Origin of the sequence: Flavobacterium circumlabens (genome assembly GCF_004345565.1) — a bacterium.
Taxonomy (GTDB): domain Bacteria; phylum Bacteroidota; class Bacteroidia; order Flavobacteriales; family Flavobacteriaceae; genus Flavobacterium; species Flavobacterium circumlabens.
The window spans coordinates 135,977-156,612 of record NZ_SLWA01000005.1; the positions used below are offsets into that span (position 1 = coordinate 135,977).

General features: G+C 31.5%; 20 protein-coding genes. All 20 read left to right on the forward strand.

What is annotated here, in order from left to right; genetic code table 11:
• Nucleotides 1-6: 6 nt before the first annotated feature.
• The 20 genes from EV142_RS13405 (at nt 7) to EV142_RS13500 (ending at nt 20,503) form a co-directional block, all read left to right on the forward strand.
• On the forward strand, nt 7-1,044 hold the full coding sequence (locus EV142_RS13405) for a hypothetical protein (RefSeq protein ID WP_132036377.1): 1,038 nt from the start codon (nt 7-9) through the stop codon (nt 1,042-1,044).
• 114 nt (nt 1,045-1,158) lie between these two features.
• Nucleotides 1,159-2,415, forward strand: a complete 1,257-nt coding sequence (locus EV142_RS13410; RefSeq protein WP_132036378.1) for a hypothetical protein — start codon at nt 1,159-1,161, stop codon at nt 2,413-2,415.
• Between the two features lie 4 nt (nt 2,416-2,419).
• Complete coding sequence (locus tag EV142_RS13415) at nt 2,420-3,844, forward strand: lipopolysaccharide biosynthesis protein (protein WP_132036379.1); 1,425 nt, start codon at nt 2,420-2,422, stop codon at nt 3,842-3,844.
• Between the two features lie 7 nt (nt 3,845-3,851).
• Nucleotides 3,852-4,949, forward strand: coding sequence for a glycosyltransferase WbsX family protein (locus EV142_RS13420; RefSeq protein WP_132036380.1), 1,098 nt, complete (start codon nt 3,852-3,854; stop codon nt 4,947-4,949).
• 4 nt (nt 4,950-4,953) lie between these two features.
• A complete protein-coding gene (gene wecB / locus EV142_RS13425; RefSeq protein ID WP_132036381.1) occupies nt 4,954-6,072 on the forward strand; it encodes a non-hydrolyzing UDP-N-acetylglucosamine 2-epimerase in 1,119 nt (372 codons plus the stop codon).
• Nucleotides 6,062-7,141, forward strand: coding sequence for a glycosyltransferase family protein (locus tag EV142_RS13430; RefSeq protein WP_132036382.1), 1,080 nt, complete (start codon nt 6,062-6,064; stop codon nt 7,139-7,141). Before wecB ends, EV142_RS13430 begins: the two co-directional genes overlap by 11 nt.
• A 92-nt stretch (nt 7,142-7,233) precedes the next feature.
• A complete protein-coding gene (locus tag EV142_RS13435; RefSeq protein ID WP_158286330.1) occupies nt 7,234-8,178 on the forward strand; it encodes an EpsG family protein in 945 nt (314 codons plus the stop codon).
• A gap of 35 nt (nt 8,179-8,213) precedes the next feature.
• Nucleotides 8,214-9,053, forward strand: coding sequence for a glycosyltransferase family 2 protein (locus EV142_RS13440; protein ID WP_132036384.1), 840 nt, complete (start codon nt 8,214-8,216; stop codon nt 9,051-9,053).
• 40 nt (nt 9,054-9,093) lie between these two features.
• On the forward strand, nt 9,094-9,801 hold the full coding sequence (locus EV142_RS13445; RefSeq protein WP_132036385.1) for a glycosyltransferase family 2 protein: 708 nt from the start codon (nt 9,094-9,096) through the stop codon (nt 9,799-9,801).
• Between the two features lie 10 nt (nt 9,802-9,811).
• A complete protein-coding gene (locus EV142_RS13450) occupies nt 9,812-10,384 on the forward strand; it encodes an acyltransferase (protein WP_132036386.1) in 573 nt (190 codons plus the stop codon).
• A 14-nt stretch (nt 10,385-10,398) separates the two neighbouring features.
• Entirely contained in the window at nt 10,399-11,532 is a 1,134-nt protein-coding gene (locus EV142_RS13455; RefSeq protein WP_132036387.1) for an NAD-dependent epimerase/dehydratase family protein, read from the forward strand.
• A 251-nt stretch (nt 11,533-11,783) separates the two neighbouring features.
• Nucleotides 11,784-12,557: a CgeB family protein gene (locus EV142_RS13460; RefSeq protein ID WP_132036388.1), complete on the forward strand. Its 774-nt coding sequence runs from the start codon at nt 11,784-11,786 to the stop codon at nt 12,555-12,557.
• Nucleotides 12,558-12,575: 18 nt separating this feature from the next.
• On the forward strand, nt 12,576-13,481 hold the full coding sequence (locus tag EV142_RS13465; protein ID WP_132036389.1) for an NAD-dependent epimerase/dehydratase family protein: 906 nt from the start codon (nt 12,576-12,578) through the stop codon (nt 13,479-13,481).
• Nucleotides 13,482-13,489: 8 nt separating this feature from the next.
• Nucleotides 13,490-14,038 carry a dTDP-4-dehydrorhamnose 3,5-epimerase gene (gene rfbC, locus EV142_RS13470; protein ID WP_132036390.1) on the forward strand — a complete coding sequence of 183 codons (549 nt, stop codon included), beginning with the start codon at nt 13,490-13,492 and terminating at the stop codon, nt 14,036-14,038.
• Nucleotides 14,038-14,886 carry a dTDP-4-dehydrorhamnose reductase gene (rfbD, locus tag EV142_RS13475; RefSeq protein WP_132036391.1) on the forward strand — a complete coding sequence of 283 codons (849 nt, stop codon included), beginning with the start codon at nt 14,038-14,040 and terminating at the stop codon, nt 14,884-14,886. The genes rfbC and rfbD overlap by 1 nt, the downstream gene beginning before the upstream one ends.
• Before the next feature lie 33 nt (nt 14,887-14,919).
• Nucleotides 14,920-15,789 carry a glucose-1-phosphate thymidylyltransferase RfbA gene (gene rfbA, locus EV142_RS13480; RefSeq protein WP_132036392.1) on the forward strand — a complete coding sequence of 290 codons (870 nt, stop codon included), beginning with the start codon at nt 14,920-14,922 and terminating at the stop codon, nt 15,787-15,789.
• 39 nt (nt 15,790-15,828) lie between these two features.
• Entirely contained in the window at nt 15,829-16,791 is a 963-nt protein-coding gene (locus EV142_RS13485) for an MraY family glycosyltransferase (protein ID WP_132036393.1), read from the forward strand.
• Nucleotides 16,791-17,216: a cupin domain-containing protein gene (locus tag EV142_RS13490; protein WP_132036394.1), complete on the forward strand. Its 426-nt coding sequence runs from the start codon at nt 16,791-16,793 to the stop codon at nt 17,214-17,216. The genes EV142_RS13485 and EV142_RS13490 overlap by 1 nt, the downstream gene beginning before the upstream one ends.
• Nucleotides 17,209-18,351, forward strand: a complete 1,143-nt coding sequence (locus tag EV142_RS13495) for a DegT/DnrJ/EryC1/StrS family aminotransferase (protein WP_132036626.1) — start codon at nt 17,209-17,211, stop codon at nt 18,349-18,351. The genes EV142_RS13490 and EV142_RS13495 overlap by 8 nt, the downstream gene beginning before the upstream one ends.
• Before the next feature lie 184 nt (nt 18,352-18,535).
• Nucleotides 18,536-20,503, forward strand: a complete 1,968-nt coding sequence (locus tag EV142_RS13500; protein WP_132036395.1) for a polysaccharide biosynthesis protein — start codon at nt 18,536-18,538, stop codon at nt 20,501-20,503.
• Nucleotides 20,504-20,636 lie beyond the last annotated feature (133 nt).

Genomic DNA, 20,636 nt, shown 5'->3' on the forward strand with positions numbered 1-20,636 from the left:
TTTCACATGAAAAAAAAACTACTCAGCTTATTTGTTGGTTTGCTAATGTGTACGGCGTGTACTTCACAAGATTACGATGATGATGATAGTTTTATCACTCAAAGAATTACAGATAATCAAGATAGCCATCAAGGTTTTACAGATTTAGTATTTTTTGATAATCAGTTTTTTTTAGTATTTCGAGAATCAAGCAGCCATGCATATGGTGCTGATGGTACTGTGAAATTGTATAGTAAAGGAAATGATGATAAATGGACTTTTATAAGAGAATTTAAAGTTGATGGATTTGATTTGCGTGATCCTAAATTTTCAATTCACGATAATAATTTAATGCTTTACATACATGGAACCACTTTTGAAGGTAAAAAAGTTGTTGGTTTTACCGATTACAATTCTAGCTATTCAGTAGGTAAGGGTTGGAACGAATTACAAGATGTTAAGTTAGATAATTTGAAATCGAGCGCAGAAAAATTAAAGGGTAATGAAGCCTGGCCGTGGAGGGTTACATGGTACAAGAATGTTGCTTACAGTGTTGGATATAATTATTCCGGAATATTTGATTTATATAATAGTGACAATGGATTATTTTTTAAAAGCACCAATAGCTTTTCAAATATTGTCAAGATGCCTACAGAGGCCACTCTGAGAGTTAGTAATGAAGGTCAGTTTTATGTTTTAGCCAGGAGAAATTATGGAAGTGCAATTATAGGTAGATCAAACACTTCTCTAAGTGATTGGGATTGGTTGTACGAAATACCAATTGTTAATTTTGGCGGACCTAATTTTTTATTGACAGGGAATAACAATATGTTAATTTCAGGTAGAGAAAATGACCAACTTGTATTGGGAGAATATGATATGGCTGAGAAAACATATAATCGACTTTTAACGTTAAAAAGTGGTGGTGATTGTGGATACGCAGGTATGGTTAGAAAAGAGAACTTTTTATGGATCAGTTACTATTCATCTCATGAATCTGCTAAGGGATCTTCAATATATATAGCTAAAATTAATTTGGATAAATTAAAAGGTTATAAAGAATAATCTAAATCCAATAAATAGTACTTTTATACACATTACTTAATTTTTTTTGCCGTATTTATTATCATTAAATACACATTTTGGAGGTTATATATGGATACATATCTTATTAAATATTTGAGAGACAATTTAGATAATGAATTGTCAAAAAAATATATAGATTTTTTTAAAATTGAGTTAGACTGGCATATTTATAATTCAGAGAGACATATCTCAAAAGAATATCATAGAAATAGGGAAAAAGGCTGGAAAGAGAAGACAGTGTCTCTATTACAATATTCAAATGCGATTTTTAAGAAACCTTCACATTCAGAAAAACTGAATATTTTATCGACGATAAATTTTTCTGAAAGGAACTTGTTAGCTAACGCAGGTTTTAATCCTTATTCTCCTGTTTGGCAACCAATGGGAAGAAAAAATATCTTCGGAGATTTAAAAACAATTAACTGGCATAAAAAAATTCAAAATTTAATTCAAAAGAAAGATTTTTATGAATATCTAAATGAAAATTTATATGAGGAATTAGAAGACTTTCAAAAGTATTTAATAGACAAGTATAGAGAAAAAGACTTTAGAGCTTTATTAGTTAGTAGTGATCAATATTTCTATAGCAAATATTTTATTGATGTGTTTAAAAAACTTGACAGACCATCATTAGTTTTCTCTCATGGATTACCGGCAATATACTCAACAGATGTAGATAATAGGTCCGATTACTTGATGGTTTGGAGCGAAAAAATCAAGCAAAATTATATTAATTCAGGTTTCGATGAAGCAAAAATCAAAGTTATTGGAAACCTTAAATATAAAATGATACCTAATAATAAAGAATTAAGATCTAATTTGTCAGATGTACTTATTGTTCCGGTATCATCAATTCTTTGGCATCAACATGAATATGATAATACTGTCGTTGTCGATAAGAGTATGATTGTTTTGTATTTATATAAAGTGCAAAAAGTATTAAAAAAATTGGGAGTTAAAAAAGCCAGATACAGACCACATCCATCGATTGATAAACAATGGGTTCATGCTTTTTTAGATCAGGATTTCTTTATTTGTGACAATGAATCTCTTGAAGATTCTCTTAAGCACTCATCTTTGGTAATAGGAGCAACCTCTACAGTACTATTGGAATCTTTAGTAAATGGTGTTAACTATCTGGTATTTGAGCCTAAAGAAGAAAATAATATAAACATGGCAGGACTTAAGTTAGTTCCTCCATTTGATGGTTCTGATGAAAAAGTTATGATTGCATGTAATGAAGATGAATTGGAAAAAATGCTACGATTTAATGCTTTAACAGATTACAGTCTTGTTCGTGACTATATTCAGGATTTTGATATATCAATTTTAAAAGAATTGATAAAATAATTTTATGACAGATAATAAAAAGTTAGTTAAGAATACTACAATTTACGCTTTAGGAGACATCGTTCCCCGATTACTTGGATTTATAAGTTTCCCTATCCTTACCCGATATTTATCTCCTGCAGATTATGGTATTGTAAATTACGTGGGAACACTTACAACTTTTATGTTGGCCTTAGGTTTTTTGTGTATAAATACTTATTATTTAGTTTTTTATTATAGATGTGAAGATGACATCACAAGGAAAAAATTATTAGGAAACCTTACTTCTTTTGTCATTTTATTTAATGTGTTTATTGTAGTATTGTTTGTGCTGTTTGGGCCCTATTTTTTTTCATTGCTGGGAAGTAATATTTCTTTTTATCCTTATATTTTAATAGGTGTTTTTACAAATTTTTTTAATATTTTTTCTATACTTCCTTCAGCATTATATAGACTTTTGGAAAAGCCTTTAATGCTTACCATGATCAATATTTCAAGAGGAATAATAACACTTGTACTAACACTTGTGTTAGTAGTCTATTTTAATTATTCTGCATTAGGAGTTTTATTGGCGGGACTGTTGGTTAATTTTATATACGCATTTGTTTTTTTATATATTTCCAGAAAACACATTATATGGAATCTTTGCCTTAAACAAATAAAGGAAGTTCTGTTATTTTCTTTACCACTTGTCCCGGGTACTTTAGCCTATTATGTTACAACAATTTCTGACAGGATTTTGATCGACAAATATCTTAGTTTAAATGATTTGGGTATCTATAGTACAGCGTCGACATTGGCATTGATCCTTAATATTTTCGCTTATGGAGCTTATAAGGCTTTTGAGCCTTTTATATTTAAAACCTGGGGGACTGACGGATTTATTAAAACATTTGAAAATATAAGGAATGGCTTTGTCTACGTTTTACTTATTGGCGTTTTATGCTTAAGTGTATTTTCAAAAGAGTTTTTTCAAATAATGTCAAATCCGCAATTTCATGGAGCATATTGGTATGTTCCAATGATAATAATTGGAGTGTACAGTTCTTCTCTAAGTATGTTATACGGCACTATTATTACAGCACAATCCAAGACCAAGATAAATTCCCTTATTAATATTATTGGTGCCGGTATCAGTATTGTTTTGAATATATTTTTACTTCCTTTATATGGCCTTGTAGTTGCAGCCCTTGTCTCTAGTTTTTCTATGACTGTAATGTTATCCATTTCAATGTGGTATTCACGATTACAAATTAGTCATATCAGGCCTTTCATTAGCATCCTGGTGATCTCAACTGCTATATTTATTTTGGTATATATTATCGATATTGATAGTATACTACTTTCTATATTAATTAAATCTATTGCGATATTAATAGTAATCGCAATTTTATCATTAACTCTTGCCATTAATCCGATTAAGAGCATTATTGGATTCTATAAAAAATAATTAATTTATGATAACAAAAGCCCGTTTAATTGCATTTTATTTACCACAGTTTCATCCAATACCCGAGAATGATGAGTGGTGGGGAAAAGGGTTTACAGAATGGACAAATGTAGGAAAAGCCAAGCGTTTGTTTCGAGGACACGAACAGCCTAAAATTCCTGCAGATTTAGGCTATTATGATTTACGCTTAAAGGAAACCAGAAAAGCTCAGGCAGATTTAGCAAGAGAACATGGTGTTGAAGGATTTTGTTACTGGCATTACTGGTTTGGTAACGGAAAAAGATTAATTGAGCAGCCCTTTAATGAAGTTGTAAATTCAGGAGAACCGGATTTTCCATTTTGTCTGGCTTGGGCAAATGACTCCTGGATGGCTAAATTATGGAATAGCGAAGGGACATGTGTAAAAGAAACACTGCAGGAACAGCTTTATTTAGGAGATGAAGATTACACTGAGCATTTTAATGCACTTTTGCCTGCATTTAAAGATAAAAGGTACATACGTGTAGAGGATAAACCACTCTTTATGATATACAAACCGTTAGAGTTTCCTGATGTTACCCGTTTTATTGAATTGTGGCAGGAGCTGGCAAAACAAAATGGGCTTAAAGGAATTTATTTTGTCGGACAAACTCCAAACATAAAAAAAAGAGAAAAGATCTTATCAAAAGGATTTGATGCTGTTAATATTGTAAGATTGTTTGAATATGTAAGATACGGCAGAAGCATAACAAAAAGGGCTATCGATAAAATTAAAAGAAAGATATTTAGGCTCCCGTTTGTTTTTCAATATAAAGACGCAATGAAAAATTTTGTCGGAATAGAAGATTCTGATTTAAATGTAATGCCTTCGATCGTACCCAATTGGGATCACACACCGCGTAGTGGCCTGGGAGGACATGTTTATCTTAATTCTACACCTGAACTTTTTGGGAAACATGTTGAGCAGGTATTAGAAAAAATAAAAGATAAACCTGAAGACAAGCGTATCGCTTTTATCAAATCATGGAATGAGTGGGGAGAAGGTAATTATCTTGAGCCAGATTTGAAATATGGCTTGTCCCATCTTGAAGAATTGAAAAAAACCTTAAATGCCTTTGAAAAATAAATGTATGAAAAAAATACTCATCGTTTTTGGAACAAGACCAGAAGCTATAAAAATGGCGCCACTGGTAAAGGAGTTTCAAAATCATAAGGATAAATTTGAGACAAAGGTTTGTGTTACTGCTCAGCATAGAGAAATGTTAGATCAGGTTTTAGATTTTTTTGAAATTGTTCCGGATTTTGACCTCAATCTCATGAGACCGGGTCAAAATTTATCTCAACTGACATCGGATGTTATCTTAGGATTAAAACCAATACTTGAAAGCTTTACACCGGATTTTGTTTTTGTTCATGGCGATACTACAACATCTACCGCTGCTGCTTTGGCTTCTTTTTATGCAAGTACAAAAGTTTGTCATATAGAAGCAGGTTTAAGAACTCATAATAAATTTTCTCCCTTTCCGGAAGAGATGAACAGACAGTTAACCGGTCGCTTGGCCGATTTGCATTTTGCTCCGACTCAACAAGCGAAAAAGAATCTGCTGGATGAAGGAATTAGCGAAAAAATAATCTTTGTAACCGGTAACACCGTAATTGACGCTCTTTTATTAGCAAAAGATAAAGTTGAAAATATTGAGGATAGTCAAATAAGTTTTTTAAAATCTATAATTGACCCTTTAAAGGAATTAATTGTTGTCACAGGGCATAGAAGAGAAAATTTTGGGGATGGTTTTATAAATATTTGTCATGCTTTAAGACAGCTTGCATTAGAACAAAATGTACAGATAATTTATCCTGTTCACTTAAATCCAAATGTTAAGGAACCTGTATTTTCAATCCTGGGTAACATACCAACTATAAACCTAATAGATCCTTTAGCTTATCCGGGATTTGTCTGGTTAATGAAACAGTCTAAAATAATAATTACCGATAGTGGTGGCGTTCAGGAAGAAGCACCAAGCCTTGGAAAACCGGTACTTGTAATGAGAGATACTACAGAAAGACCAGAAGCAGTAGCAGCTGGAACGGTAATCCTTGTAGGTACTAATACCGAAGAAATTGTTAAACAGGCAACCGCTTTACTGACAGATGATAATTTATACGAAAAAATGAGCAAAGCACATAATCCGTATGGTGATGGTTTAGCAAGCTATAATTGTGTTAAAATATTTTTGGATGGAAAGTAAACTGCTGATTTTAGCACCGTATCCCACAGCCGAGAATAGTAAGGACGGAATGATTAGTCGTGTAAAAGCTATTGATACTTTACTGGAAAACACACCACGAACATATTTATATGTTTCATTGAGGAATTTTAAAGAAAGTAAAAATTATAAGCAAGGAATAGTAGATGTATATTCCCTCAATCTTTTATTACATTTCGGGACAATATTAAAATTAATAAAAGATCATAAATATATCTATTCACATTCTATTTACATGTTGAGTTTTTTATGGATTCTGATTTCCAAAAAAAATAATTCTTTGACCCTTGATTTACATGGAGTTGTTCCGGAAGAGGAAAAATATTTTAATAAAAGTAAAATTAGAGCTTCGTACTATAAATTTGTAGAATCTCAGGTTTTTAAACGGTTGAAGAATGCAATTTGTGTTACAGATACTATGAAAATTCATTATCAAACAAAGTACAAATGGTTTAAAGGTGATTTTTTGGTTTATAGTATTGTGCCAGATAATTTACACGTACAGGATACATATACAATAGATGGCATAAAAGAGAAAAATAAAGAGAAAATACAGGTTGTATACAGCGGCGGTGCGCAAGCGTGGCAAAATGTTGATTTAATGATTGAATTTATTAAAAAAAATCAATCACCACGTATTCATTATACAATTCTTACTGGTGATAAAAAGACTTTTGAGGATAAATTACTGACAAATAATGTAAACTTAGATTCTATTACAATCACTAGCAGGAATCCTTCCGACTTATGGAAAGATTACATAGCTGCAGATTATGCTTTAATATTAAGAGACGAAAATATAGTTAATAAGGTAGCTTGTCCCACTAAATTAATAGAATACTTGTATTACGGTTTAGTACCAATTGTTTTATCCGAAGAAATAGGAGATTATAAAAAAATGGGATATGACTTTATTAAAATAAATGATTTTGACAAAAATACCATTGAAAAGCCATTAGGAGCTAGTTTTAATAACATTAATATAGCTAAAAAGATTATAGAAATAAACGAGTCTGTTGATTTGCATAATTTTATATTGAAACAACTTTAAGTCTTCAGATGATTTTAATACTGCTTTTTACATTTTTTACATTTTTAATGATTTCTCTCTTTCCTCCGGAAGATAGAATGATAAAAAATGCAATGTACATATGTCTGGGCCTGATTTTAATTTTCATTGCCGGTTTTCGGGGAGAAGGCGTTGATAGGGATTATAATAATTATGTAGAAATGTTTCATCAGCGGGAGTTTATTGTGATGGAACCTTCTTTTGTAGCTATCTCAATGTTTATTGAGGCTGTTTTTGGAGACAACCCTTTATTTTTGTTTTTAATTTTTGCCATACTGGGAGTCTCAATTAAATTAATTGCCATAAAGAAACTGACTAGTTTATGGTTTTTATCTGTATTGGTTTATCTAAGCAACTTTTTCATATTGCATGAAATGACTCAGATTAGGGCAGGGATAGCCTCTTCTTTTTTACTGTTGTGTATTAAGCCAATTTATGACCGTAATCTGAAGCTTTTTTTGCTGTTTGCAATACTTGGAATTTCCTTTCACTATTCTGCTTTAGTAATTTTACCATTATGGTTTTTAGGAAATAAACCTCGCAAGAAATGGATGCTTTTTTCGATTCCTTTTGTCTATTTAATTTATTTTTCCGGAATAAATTTAATAGGTATTATTCCGATACCGGGAATACAGGAGAAAATTCAAATGTATCAGAAATTGCAGGAAATTGGTGATCAGGAATCCACGGCAATCAATGTTTTTAATCTTGTTTTTTTATCTAAAACTGCAATATTTTATTTCTTGTTATTTAAATATGATCTAATACTTTATTACAATAAGTATTTTACAATTTTAATGAAAATTTATTGCATCGCACTGATGTTATATCCTTTGCTTGCAAGTGTTCCCGCAATTGCAGTTCGTATAAATGAATTGTATGCCATTGTAGATGTTATATTGATTCCACTACTATACTATGCATTTAAGCCAATTTACTTTTCCAGAATGATAGTGATTTCTATAGGATTTACACTTTTGCTTGTTGTACTGTTTTACGTAAAATTGATTACAAATTAATATATGAAATCTTTTTAATAAATAATTTTAATAATATGCTTTCTGCAGTTGTAGTCTTATATAATCCTGACGATACCATTCTAGAAAATATTGGTAGCTATCTTAATTGGGTAAACTTTATCTATATTATTGATAATTCGGATAAGCCAAACGGCCATAAATTTTCTGATTTAGGTCCCAAAATTCAATATGTTTTTAATAACGGAAATCTTGGTATTGCGCAGGCTCTTAATATAGGATGTAAGATGGCCCTGGCAAATGGTCTTGAATGGATTGTTACAATGGATCAGGATAGCAAATTCCTGAATTTCACGGATAATGTAAAGGACCTACTATCAAGTACTACCAATAAAAATATTGCTCTTTATTACCCGGATTACATAATTGATGGTAAATTATACGATAAATCTATAAAAGAAGAGAATGAGCCCATCATTGTAATGACATCGGGAAACATTATAAATTTAAAAATTCATGAAAAAATAGGTGGATTTGAAGAGAAATTATTTATAGATTATGTTGATATAGAGTATTGTTTGAAACTTAAAAAAGAAGGATATAGCATTGCCAATTTACCAAATGTAGTATTACAGCATGAACTTGGAGATTCAAAACGCACTTCTTTTCTTTTTGTAAAAGCAATTGTGACGAATCACTCCAGTATCAGGAGATACTACATAACAAGAAATAGATTATATGTTAGAAATAAGTATAAAGATGTTTCAAATACCTTTGCAAAAATAGAGACAAGAATTTTTATAAATGATATTTTGAAAATTCTGATGTTTGAGAGCCATAAGATATCAAAAATTAAAAGTATAATTAAAGGTTACCTTGATTATCGTAACAATTGTTTTGGGATTTACAATAAATAATTAAAGGTATTACTACTAACTATACTAAATTTAAGATGAAATGATATCAGTATGTATTGCAACATATAATGGGGAAAAATATATTAGAGAGCAGCTTTTATCTATACTTTTTCAGTTAGAATCACATGATGAAATTATAATTTCAGATGATCATTCAACTGATGAGACGATCTCAATTATTAAATCTTTAAATGATAACAGGATTAAAATTTTTTTCAATGTAAAAAAAGGATATACCAATAATTTTCAAAACGCTATACTGCAAGCCTCAGGAGACCATATTTTTTTGTCTGATCAGGATGATGTCTGGGAAAAAAATAAAGTTAAGGTAATGTCTGAATTTTTAAAGGAGCATGATTTTGTTGTGAGTAATGCAAAAATTGTTGATGAAAATTTAGTACCGACCGGCTTGACTTTTTTTGAAATGCGGGGTGGCGGTACGAAAGGATTTTGGAGTAATTTAATTAAGGCAAAATATTTAGGCTGTTGCATGGCTTTTAATAAAAACATACTTCCTAAATTGATACCATTTCCTCAAAAAGTCAAATTATGTCCTCATGATTTATGGCTGTCTTTGATTTCGGAATTTTACTATAAGACGTATGTAATTAGTGAACATTTGGTTTTATATAGAAGACATGGTCATAATGTATCAACAGGAGCTGCAAAAAGCACAAGTTCTTTTTTGTTTAAGGTGAAGTTCAGAGTGTATTCTTTTTTTAAAGTAATTTGCAGAGCTACAGCATAATTTTAATAACATGATATTTAAAATATTTTGGATTATCAGAGCTTTGTTTTACAAAGTTTTTATAGGGAAAATCGGCTTTCCGTCATACATAGGGAAACCTGTTTATCTGGGAAGAATTAATCGGGTTTTTATAGGTAAAAAGGTGCGTATTTTTCCGGGTGCAAGAATTGAAGTAATTGACGATTTATCTTCAATTGTTTTTGAAGATGATATTTCTGTTGGCCAAAATCTTCATATTATTTCTGGTGGGAACCTTATTATTAAAACCAGAACAACTATATCAGCGAATGTTTTTATAAGTAATGTAGACCATGATTATCAAGCAATAGAGGTTCATATATTAGACCAGCCAAATATAATTAAAGAGACCTTAATTGGCGAGAATTGTTTTATTGGTTATGGTGCGGTAATTCAGGCAGGAACTATATTGGGAAATCACTGCATTGTTGGATCAAACGCAGTGGTCCGGGGAAGTTTTCCGGATTATTCTGTAATAGTTGGAGCACCGGCAAAAATTGTTAAAAGATATAATGCAGATAAAAAACAATGGGAAAAAACAAATCCCGAGGGAACATTTATATAAATAAGTATTAAATCATGAAAAATATTTTGATTACGGGAGGGGCTGGATTTATAGGCAGCAATCTTTCTTTACAATTAATTAATAAAGGCTATTCAATAACAGTTTTAGATAATTTATCAACACAAATACATGGTGAAGACCCTAAAGTTACTTCTCCTCTTTACAAAAGCATAAAAGATAAAGTTACTTTTATTGAAGGTACAGTAACTTCTCGCGCAGATTGGGAAAAAGCCTTAAGAAACCAAGATGTTGTTGTCCATTTTGCAGCTGAAACAGGAACGGGGCAATCCATGTATTGTATTGAAAAATATACGGAGGTTAATATTCAGGGTACTGCTATTATGCTAGATATTCTGGCAAATAGTCCGCATCAGGTAAAAAAAATTGTAATAGCTTCATCCAGATCGATCTATGGAGAAGGAAAGTATATCCATCCTGAATTGGGAGCAATTTATCCAAGTTATAGAAATGAAAAGGATATGTTAGAAGGAAAATTTGAATTGAATTATAAAGGCAGTTCAGATTTAATATTAGTAGCAACAGATGAAGAATCAAAAATCCATCCATCATCTGTTTATGGTATTACAAAACAGAATCAGGAACAAATGATTATGACGGTTTGCCCAACTATAGGAATTGCTCCGGTGGCGTTTAGATATCAAAATGTATATGGCCCGGGACAATCACTTTCTAATCCTTATACGGGAATACTATCCATATTTTCGACCCAGATTAGAAATAATAATCCAATTCAAATATTTGAAGATGGAAAAGAATCAAGAGATTTTGTTTTTATCGACGATGTCGTTCAGGCGACTATATTAGGTATTGAAAAAGAAGAAGCAAATGGTCATGTATTTAACGTAGGAACAGGCGTGCCAACAGATGTGGTTGAAGTGGCTAATTCGTTAATAGAGGCTTATGCTATTAATGTTCCTGTAACTATAACAGGTCGATTCAGATTAGGTGACATTCGCCACAATTATGCTGATTTAACGAAAATTAAAGAAAGACTGGGATTTGAACCCAAATTTACTTTTAAAGAAGGTATTAAGAAATTTTCGGCATGGGTATTAGACCAGGAAATCCAGGAAGATAAATTAAGTAAATCTCTGGACGAGATGGTAAAAAAAGGCTTGTTGAAATAATGGAGGATAAAAATTTTAATAATAAAAAGATACTTTTTCTTTCTGTAAAATTATTCAATTATGAGAATATTATTGCTGAAAAACTAAGGTTCCTTGGTGCAGAAGTAGATTATTATGATGAAAGACCCAATAATTCAAATTTTAGTAAGGGTATAATCAGATTAAAAAGAAGTCTTTATAATGTGACCATAACCAAGTACTATAATGAGATTTTAGAAACAATCCGCACAAAAAAATATGACTATTTCTTTTTGATAAAAGGAGAAGTAGTTCCTCAGTTTTTTATTGACAGGATAATTGAATTGAATCCCAAAATTATATTACTCTATTATACGTTTGATTCATTTGAAAATAACCCTAATGGTATTGCCATTTTAAAAAATTTCAATAGAAAGTATACATTTGATCCTAAAGATTCTGAAATTTATAATTTAAAATTTCGGCCATTATTCTTTTCTGATGATTATCACAAACTGGAAAGTCACAATAATCCCATCTATGATTTGTTATTTATCGGTACAGCACATTCTGACAGATATATTATTAGCGAAAAAGCCAGCATATGGTGTCTGAAAAATAAACTTAAAAGTTTTGCATTTTATTACTCACCCAGTAGAATTGTGTTTTTGTTTTTTAAATTGTTTGATTCTTCTTTCAAAAAATTCAATTACAATAAAATTTCTTTTTTTAGTTTAAAACATGAACAAATAATAGAATTATACAAACAGTCAAAAGTTGTTTTAGATATAAATCATCCAAATCAAATAGGTTTAACAATGAGAGTGTTTGAAGCATTGGGTAGCGGAAAAAAAATAATTACAACAAACGTTGATATAAAAAGATATCCATTTTATAATGAAAATAATATTTATATCATTGATAGAAATAATATTGAATTCAACTACGATTTTTTCAATTTAAAATTTGAAGAGATAGACGAAAAAGTTTACGAAAAAATGTTTATCTCCGGATGGCTTAAAGAATTGTTTTTTGATGATTTTTCTTTTAATTGGCTGCAAAAATAGATATAGAGATACAATATAATGAATATACTTCTAACAGGTTCAAATGGTTTTTTAGGTTCGATTATAAAAAAGGAATTAGCTAAGAATTATAATATCACTTCTTTATCCAGATCAAATTCTTTTTATAACGTTTCATTAGAAAAAGAAATCCCTGATTTTAACCAGGAATTTGATTTAGTTATTCATGCAGCGGGTAAAGCACATAGTATTCCAAAAACAGAGCTCGAAAAAAAACAATTTGACGATGTAAATTTTTTAGGAACATCAAATATTTTAAAAGGTTTAGAGAAATCCGGCCTGCCAAAACAATTTATTTTTATTAGTTCCGTTGCTGTTTATGGCCAGGAGGAAGGGTATAATGTTAATGAGGAACATCCTTTACTTGCCTCTGACCCGTATGGATTAAGTAAGATTAAAGCAGAAAATCTCGTTATTGAATGGTGTAAAAAAAACAGTATTACTTATACAATTTTGAGATTGCCGCTATTAGTAGGGCAAAATCCTCCCGGTAATTTAGGAGCGATGATAAAAGCTATTAATAATGGATACTATTTTAATATTGGAAAAGGACAAGCCAGAAAAAGTATGGTCTTGTGTAAAGATGTTGCATTATTACTCCCAGTTGTGGCACCAGTAGGCGGGATTTATAATCTTACTGATGGTTTTCATCCTAGCTTTCATGAATTAAGTATGGCTATTTCTAAGGGAAAAAAGCATTTTTCTTTACCAGCCTCCCTGGCTAAAATCATTGGAAAAATGGGTGATGTAATAGGAGATAAAGCGCCTGTTAATTCTTTAAAAGTAAAAAAAATAATTTCAGATCTGGTTTTTGATGATTCGAAAGCCAGAAAATTATTGAATTGGAATCCGGAACCAGTTTTGGTTTTTTTTAAAAATGAAAAGTTACAAAGTGATAAAAAATAATATTTAATATGAACATAGAAAAAACATTTATAAAAGATTTAGTAGTAGTGGAACCAACCGTTTTTGGAGACGAGAGAGGTTATTTTTTTGAATCTTACAGTAAAACTAAATTTTCAGATTTAGGGATTGAAATTGAATTTGTTCAGGACAATCAGTCTTTTTCTAAGAAAGGTACGTTACGCGGACTTCATTATCAAAATCCTCCTTTTGCCCAGACTAAATTAGTTCGTGTTTTAGAAGGAGAGATTATTGATGTTGCTGTAGATTTAAGAAAAGATTCACCGACTTATGGTAAAGCGTTTAGTATTTTGTTATCGGCAGAAAACAAAAAACAGTTATTAGTACCGCAAGGTTTTGCACATGGTTTTTCAGTAATAAGCGAAACGGCCTCTGTCATGTATAAATGCGATCAGTTTTATAATAAAGCCTCTGAGGGCGGAATTAAATTTGATGATCCGTCTCTAAATATTGATTGGGGAATGGATTTGGAGAACGCCATTGTTTCTGAAAAAGATCAGATACTTCCTTTTATTGAGAACTGTAATAGCTTATTTTAATGGAAAAAATTTTAGTAACAGGCTCTAATGGCCAATTAGGTTCAGAATTAAGATTATTATCTGGAAATTATCCTCAATTTGAATGGATTTTTGCAGACAGAAATCAGATTTCTTTGGATAATTTATCAGTTTTAGAAAAACAGTTAGAACAAATTGATCCCAATATAATTATTAATTGTGGTGCTTATACAGCTGTAGATAAAGCTGAATCTGAAGAGGAACTAGCGGATACAATTAACCACTTAGCGGTTGGTATTCTGGCAAACTGGTCTTCAAAAAATAATTCAAAATTAATACATGTGTCTACTGATTATGTGTTTGATGGGACATCATCTACAGCTTTGACAGAGAATGCACCAACAAATCCCATAAATGTTTACGGAGCAACTAAACTGGCAGGGGAACATTTGTGTCTGCAGAAAAATCCGGAAGCAATAATCCTTAGAACATCTTGGGTTTATTCAAGTTTTGGAAATAATTTTGTAAAGACAATGTCGCGATTAATGATCGAAAGAGATACACTTAGTGTGGTAAATGATCAGATAGGAAGTCCTACTTATGCTGCTGATCTGGCACAAGCTATTATAACAATAATTACACATTCGAATTGGACGGGTGGAATTTATAATTTTTCTAATGAAGGCGAAATTAGCTGGTATGAATTTGCATTAGCAATAAAAGAAATTGGAGGTTATACTTGCGAAGTAAGCGGAATCCCTTCTTCTTCATATCCTACTCCTGCAAAAAGACCGGCGTATTCCTTATTGGATAAATCGAAAATTAAAAAAGAATTTCAGGTCGCTGTTCCAAATTACAAAGAGAGTTTAAAAGTAATGATGAGTTTATAAAATTTAAATATCATTTGATTAAATAAAAAAAATATGAAAGGAATTATATTAGCAGGAGGTTCAGGAACAAGATTACACCCCTTGACATTAGCTGTAAGTAAACAGCTAATGCCAGTTTATGATAAACCGATGATCTATTACCCGCTTTCAACTTTGATGATGGCAGGTATTAATGAAATATTAATTATATCTACACCACATGATTTACCTCATTTTAAGAAACTGTTAGGGGATGGGAGTGCTATTGGATGTAAATTCAGCTATGCGGAACAACCGAATCCAAATGGATTAGCACAAGCTTTTGTAATTGGTGAAGAATTTATTGGTAATGATAAAGTCGCATTAGTTTTAGGAGATAATATCTTTTTCGGAACTCATATGCAGCAATTATTGAAAGAAAATGCCAATCCGGAAGGAGGAGTTGTTTTTGCCTACCATGTTTCAGATCCTGAACGTTATGGAGTTGTAGAATTTGATGACGATAAAAAAGCTATTTCGATTGAAGAAAAACCATTAGAACCAAAATCAAATTTTGCAGTACCGGGACTCTATTTTTATGACAACTCTGTTGTTGAAATTGCTAAAAATATCAAGCCAAGTGCCAGAGGTGAATATGAAATTACTGATGTAAATAAAGTATATCTGGAACAGGGAAAATTAAAAGTCGGAATTCTGAGCAGAGGAACAGCCTGGCTGGATACAGGAACTTTTAACAGCTTAATGCAGGCTGGGCAATTTGTTCAGGTTTTAGAAGAACGTCAGGGATTAAAAGTGGGTTGTATCGAAGAAATTGCCTGGAGACAGGGATTTATAACTTCTGAGCAGTTAAGAAGTTTAGCCGAACCTCTAAAAAAATCAGGTTACGGTGAATACCTTTTGAATATTTTAAAATTTAAAATTTAACCCGCGAAATTCATTGTTTTTGAAGTTCTTATTTAGCTTATGATTTACACCATAATATTTCTTATTTTATTTATAATCGAGTTGTTATATTTTAAAGTGGCAGATCGCTTTAATATTATTGATAAACCAAACTTAAGAAGTTCTCATACCGAAATTACATTAAGAGGCGGCGGTATCATTTTTTGGTTTGCGGCTTTGCTTTACTTTGCTCAAAATATACCCTACAATTATTTTTTCTTTACTGGAATTACCCTGGTCACTTTGGTAAGCTTTTGGGATGATATTCAGAGTTTGTCCAATAAAATTAGAATATCGGTTCAATTTCTGGCTATTAGCCTGATTTTTTATGATTTAGGGGTTTTTATCAATGTGCCTTTAATCGGAATCGTTTTTGCCTATATTTTTGCTATCGGGATTATAAATGCTTACAATTTCATGGATGGTATCAATGGTATAACAGGATTGTATACCTTAGTTGTCATGGGATCTTTATGGTATGTGAACAAAAATCTGCAGCTTTTTACAGATGCAAGTTTTATAATCTATGCCATGTTGGCTAGTCTGGTTTTCTTGTTTTTTAATTACAGAAAAAGAGCCAAATGTTTTGCGGGTGATGTAGGTAGTATTGCAATAGCTTTTTGGGTTATTTTTCTAATTTTGAAATTGATTTTAATCACTAATTCGATTATCTGGCTTTTGTTTTTAGCAGTCTATGGAGTTGATGCAATTTGCACAATTTTGCACAGATTATATCTGAAACAAAATATTTTTGAAGCACACAGGTTGCATTTTTACCAGATATTAAGCAATGAATATAAAATTCAGCATCGTATTGTATCTGTAATTTATGCAGTAATACAAATTATTATTTCAGCCATCGTTATCTTTTTATATGACAAGCTGGAAGCAATTACACTTTTTGTTGTAATTATTGTACCATTGGTTTTGATTTATTCTTTGAAGTTTTACATGATTCGAAAAGCAAGTTTAAAAATAATTTAATGGAACCTAAGGTAATTCAGGGAGGAAACTTTTCAGACCATAGAGGAACTATCTCCTATGTAAATGATTTTAGTTTTAAAGACATTGAAAGATTTTATATTATAAGTAATTCTGACGCTAACCCAATCAGGGCATGGCAAGGACATAAACTTGATGCTAAAAATTTCTATTGTCTAAGCGGATCTTTTAAAATTCATTTTGTGAAAATTGATAATTGGGAGAAACCATCAAAGGACTTGGTTATTGAAACTATATTTACAAGTGCTTCAGATAGTAAAATTATTCATATTCCTGCAGGATATGCTAATGCTATAGAGTCTTTGGAAAGTAACTCGAAATTAATTTCATTTTCAACTTTACCTTTATCCAAAGTAAGTGAAGATGACGTTAGATATGATTCAAATTATTGGAAAATTAATGACTGATAAAAGGATTTTTTTATCATTGCCGCAATTAAGCGGCGAAGAGCAAAAGTATATTCAAAAAGCTTTAGATGATAATTGGATTACCTCGGGTGGTCCAAATGTGAATGATTTTGAAAATGATTTGCAGGAATTTCTACAGGATGATGTTTCCGTCGCGGCGTTAAATTCGGGGACCTCTGCGATTCATTTGGCACTAATTTTACTCGGTATTAAAGCCGAAGATGAAGTCATCTGTCAAAGTATGACATTTTCCGCATCTGCGAATCCTATTTTATATCAGAAGGCGACCCCCGTTTTTATAGACAGTGAAGCTGAAACCTGGAACATTTGTCCGGAAACCCTCGAAATTGCAATTAAAGACAGAATAGCTAAGGGCAAAAAACCAAAAGCAATTATAGCAGTTCATTTATACGGAATGCCTTACAAGGTTGATGACGTTCATGCTATTGCTGATAAATATGGAATTCCTGTTATTGAGGACAGCGCCGAGGCTCTGGGAAGTCATTACAAAGGTAAAAAATGCGGTACTTTTGGCGCCTTTGGAATTTTCTCCTTTAATGGAAATAAAATCATTACAACCTCCAGCGGGGGAGCCCTTATTACTCACTCTAAAGATTCCAAAGAAAAAGCGATCTTTTACGCCACCCAATCTAGAGATGAGGCCATTCATTACCAACACAGTGAAATAGGATATAACTATAGAATGAGTAATGTTTGTGCCGGAATTGGAAGAGGACAAATGAAGATTTTGAATTCTAATTTAAAAGTTAAAAAACAAATTCACGATTTTTACGTTAGCATTTTTAAAGATGTAAAGGAAATAACTGTTTTTGAAAATATAAATCAGGATTATGATTCAAACTACTGGTTGACGACTATTTTAATAGAGCCTGGTTTGAATATAAACAGAGCTGTTTTATTACAGGCTTTTGAAGAAAAGAATATAGAATCCAGACCTTTGTGGAAACCGATGCACTTACAGCCCCTGTTTTCTCAATATCCTTACTACGGCAGTACGGTTTCTGAAGATTTATTTGAAAAAGGTTTGTGCCTGCCATCAGGGACCAGTTTAAATAGTGCGGAAAAAGAAAGAATTAGAGAGGTCGTAAATAAATTATTTCAGGTCCAAGAATAGAATCGATTGGGTTTCTATGAGACATCAATATTATTTACTTTTAAATATAAAAATACAGTTTAATTCAAATTTTATAACATATGAGTAGGACTAGACATGTTATTTTTAAATGAAAAGAAATTTTTAATATCTTTAATTTGTATTTTTGTAATAATTACAATTAAGATTATCAAAGAAAACCAAATTGAATACAGATAAACAAACCAAAGTCACGGATTTCCTGCATACTTTTTTTTCGCCAAGAAATTTAAGAGCCAATATTAATAACCTTAGTTATTTGCCAAGGTGGATTATCGTTGGAATAGATGTAATGGTCCTGATTTTTTCTTTTACGTTTACCTACATGTTATTTGAAGGAACAGCATTAGGATATATTATAACTTCACATCATTTTTATTTCGTAGGCAGTCTTATTTTTGTAAATGTATTTTTCTTTTGGTTGTTCAGGACCTATTCAGGTATTATAAGGCATTCTTCTTATATTGATGCGATCAAACTGCTGTTTTCACAGATGTCGGTTTTAGTATTTTTCTTATTTTTAAATTTAGTATTTGAATTATATTTTGGTCACAAAGCTTTTTTAAATACGGCCCTTTTTATCAATTTGGTGCTGTCATTTTGCGGATTATTTTTATATCGCGTAATTGTAAAACAAACTTTCGAATTATATTTCTCAGAGAAAACGAATTCTAAACTAATCAGAACAGTTATTTACGGAACTGATGCCAATGCTATTTCAGTAGCGAATGCTTTAAAATTTGAAACTCCGTCAAGATTTAAAATTGTTGGTTTTGTCGATAAAAATAATCAGAATGCCTCTAAGCGAATGCTGGATCTTCCTATTTTGATTTTAAGAAAAAAATTACCTGCTTTAATGCGATCTGTAGCTGCAGAGGGTGTAATTATAGCCGATAAAAGTTTATCTAAAGAGGAACAATTAATTATTGTAGACCAATGTTTGGAGTTTAACTACAGGGTTTACACCGTGCCACTTATCTCCGATTGGGAAAATCAAAAAGAGATTTCCCAAAAAGTAAAAAATATACAAATTGAAGATTTATTGGAAAGAAAACCAATAGTACTGGATAGTAAATCGATTTCGAAACAATTAAAAGATAAAACGGTATTAATTACAGGCGCAGCAGGGTCAATAGGAAGTGAAATAGTAAGGCAGGTATTAGGATTTAATCCTAAAAGAATTATTATTCTGGATCATGCCGAAACACCACTCCATAATTTATGCTTAGAGATTTTGAGTGTCGATTCTGAAACTAAAATCGTAGCTGTAATTGCCGATGTGAGAAGTAAAAAAGCATTAGAAAAGGTTTTCAAAAACTACAGTCCTCACGTTGTTTATCATGCAGCTGCCTATAAACACGTTCCTTTAATGGAAGAAAACCCGGCACAAGCCATATTGACAAACATTAAAGGTACCCGCAACTTAGCCGATTTATCCTGTAAATACAATGTTCGTAAATTTGTGATGGTATCTACTGACAAAGCAGTTAATCCCAGCAATGTGATGGGAGCCAGTAAAAGAATTGCAGAGAAATATGTTCAGTCTTTATTTTTAAAAAATCAACAAGAGAATTTTGAGGTAGTAACGAAGTTCATTACTACCCGTTTTGGTAATGTCTTAGGCTCAAACGGATCAGTAGTCCCATTATTTACCAAACAAATTGCTGCCGGAGGACCGGTTACCATAACACACCAGGATATTATTCGTTATTTTATGACTATTCCTGAAGCATGCCAGTTGGTATTAGAAGCAGGAGCAATGGGTAACGGAGGAGAGATTTACATTTTCGATATGGGAAAACCGGTAAAGATTATTGACTTAGCAAAAAAGATGATCAAACTTGCAGGTTTTATTCCTGATAAAGAGATAAAAATAAAAATCGTTGGCTTAAGACCGGGAGAGAAGCTCTATGAAGAATTATTAAATGATACTTCTAAAACATTGCCAACCTATCATAATAAAATCATGATAGCTCAGGAGATACAAGATGAGTATGAAAACTTGCACATTGAGATTGATGAACTTATCGGAATTGCAGATTTCTATGACAACGACGATATTGTTGCTAAGATGAAGAAAATCGTTCCGGAATTCAAAAGTATGAATTCGACTTTTGAAGTTTTGGATAATTAATTTTGAATATTAATTATGGATTGAAATAAGATATAAAAAGGTGTTTTTTTAAAACGCCTTTTTGCTTTTTGAATATTTTTTAAAAGACTAAAAATCTTGTTAATTGCGTATGATAGTAAGGAAGCCCCCTGTC

Bases quoted from the DNA above. Each gene is read 5' to 3' on its own strand.
- EV142_RS13450 (WP_132036386.1), top strand. From the start codon at position 9,812: ATGATATTTAAAATATTTTGGATTATCAGAGCTTTGTTTTACAAAGTT.
- EV142_RS13495 (WP_132036626.1), top strand. From the start codon at position 17,209: ATGACTGATAAAAGGATTTTTTTATCATTGCCGCAATTAAGCGGCGAA.
- wecB (WP_132036381.1), top strand. From the start codon at position 4,954: ATGAAAAAAATACTCATCGTTTTTGGAACAAGACCAGAAGCTATAAAA.
- EV142_RS13490 (WP_132036394.1), top strand. From the start codon at position 16,791: ATGGAACCTAAGGTAATTCAGGGAGGAAACTTTTCAGACCATAGAGGA.
- EV142_RS13465 (WP_132036389.1), top strand. From the start codon at position 12,576: ATGAATATACTTCTAACAGGTTCAAATGGTTTTTTAGGTTCGATTATA.
- EV142_RS13435 (WP_158286330.1), top strand. From the start codon at position 7,234: ATGTACATATGTCTGGGCCTGATTTTAATTTTCATTGCCGGTTTTCGG.
- EV142_RS13405 (WP_132036377.1), top strand. From the start codon at position 7: ATGAAAAAAAAACTACTCAGCTTATTTGTTGGTTTGCTAATGTGTACG.
- EV142_RS13415 (WP_132036379.1), top strand. From the start codon at position 2,420: ATGACAGATAATAAAAAGTTAGTTAAGAATACTACAATTTACGCTTTA.
- rfbA (WP_132036392.1), top strand. From the start codon at position 14,920: ATGAAAGGAATTATATTAGCAGGAGGTTCAGGAACAAGATTACACCCC.
- EV142_RS13445 (WP_132036385.1), top strand. From the start codon at position 9,094: ATGATATCAGTATGTATTGCAACATATAATGGGGAAAAATATATTAGA.
- EV142_RS13455 (WP_132036387.1), top strand. From the start codon at position 10,399: ATGAAAAATATTTTGATTACGGGAGGGGCTGGATTTATAGGCAGCAAT.
- EV142_RS13420 (WP_132036380.1), top strand. From the start codon at position 3,852: ATGATAACAAAAGCCCGTTTAATTGCATTTTATTTACCACAGTTTCAT.
- EV142_RS13440 (WP_132036384.1), top strand. From the start codon at position 8,214: ATGCTTTCTGCAGTTGTAGTCTTATATAATCCTGACGATACCATTCTA.
- rfbD (WP_132036391.1), top strand. From the start codon at position 14,038: ATGGAAAAAATTTTAGTAACAGGCTCTAATGGCCAATTAGGTTCAGAA.
- EV142_RS13485 (WP_132036393.1), top strand. From the start codon at position 15,829: ATGATTTACACCATAATATTTCTTATTTTATTTATAATCGAGTTGTTA.
- EV142_RS13430 (WP_132036382.1), top strand. From the start codon at position 6,062: ATGGAAAGTAAACTGCTGATTTTAGCACCGTATCCCACAGCCGAGAAT.
- rfbC (WP_132036390.1), top strand. From the start codon at position 13,490: ATGAACATAGAAAAAACATTTATAAAAGATTTAGTAGTAGTGGAACCA.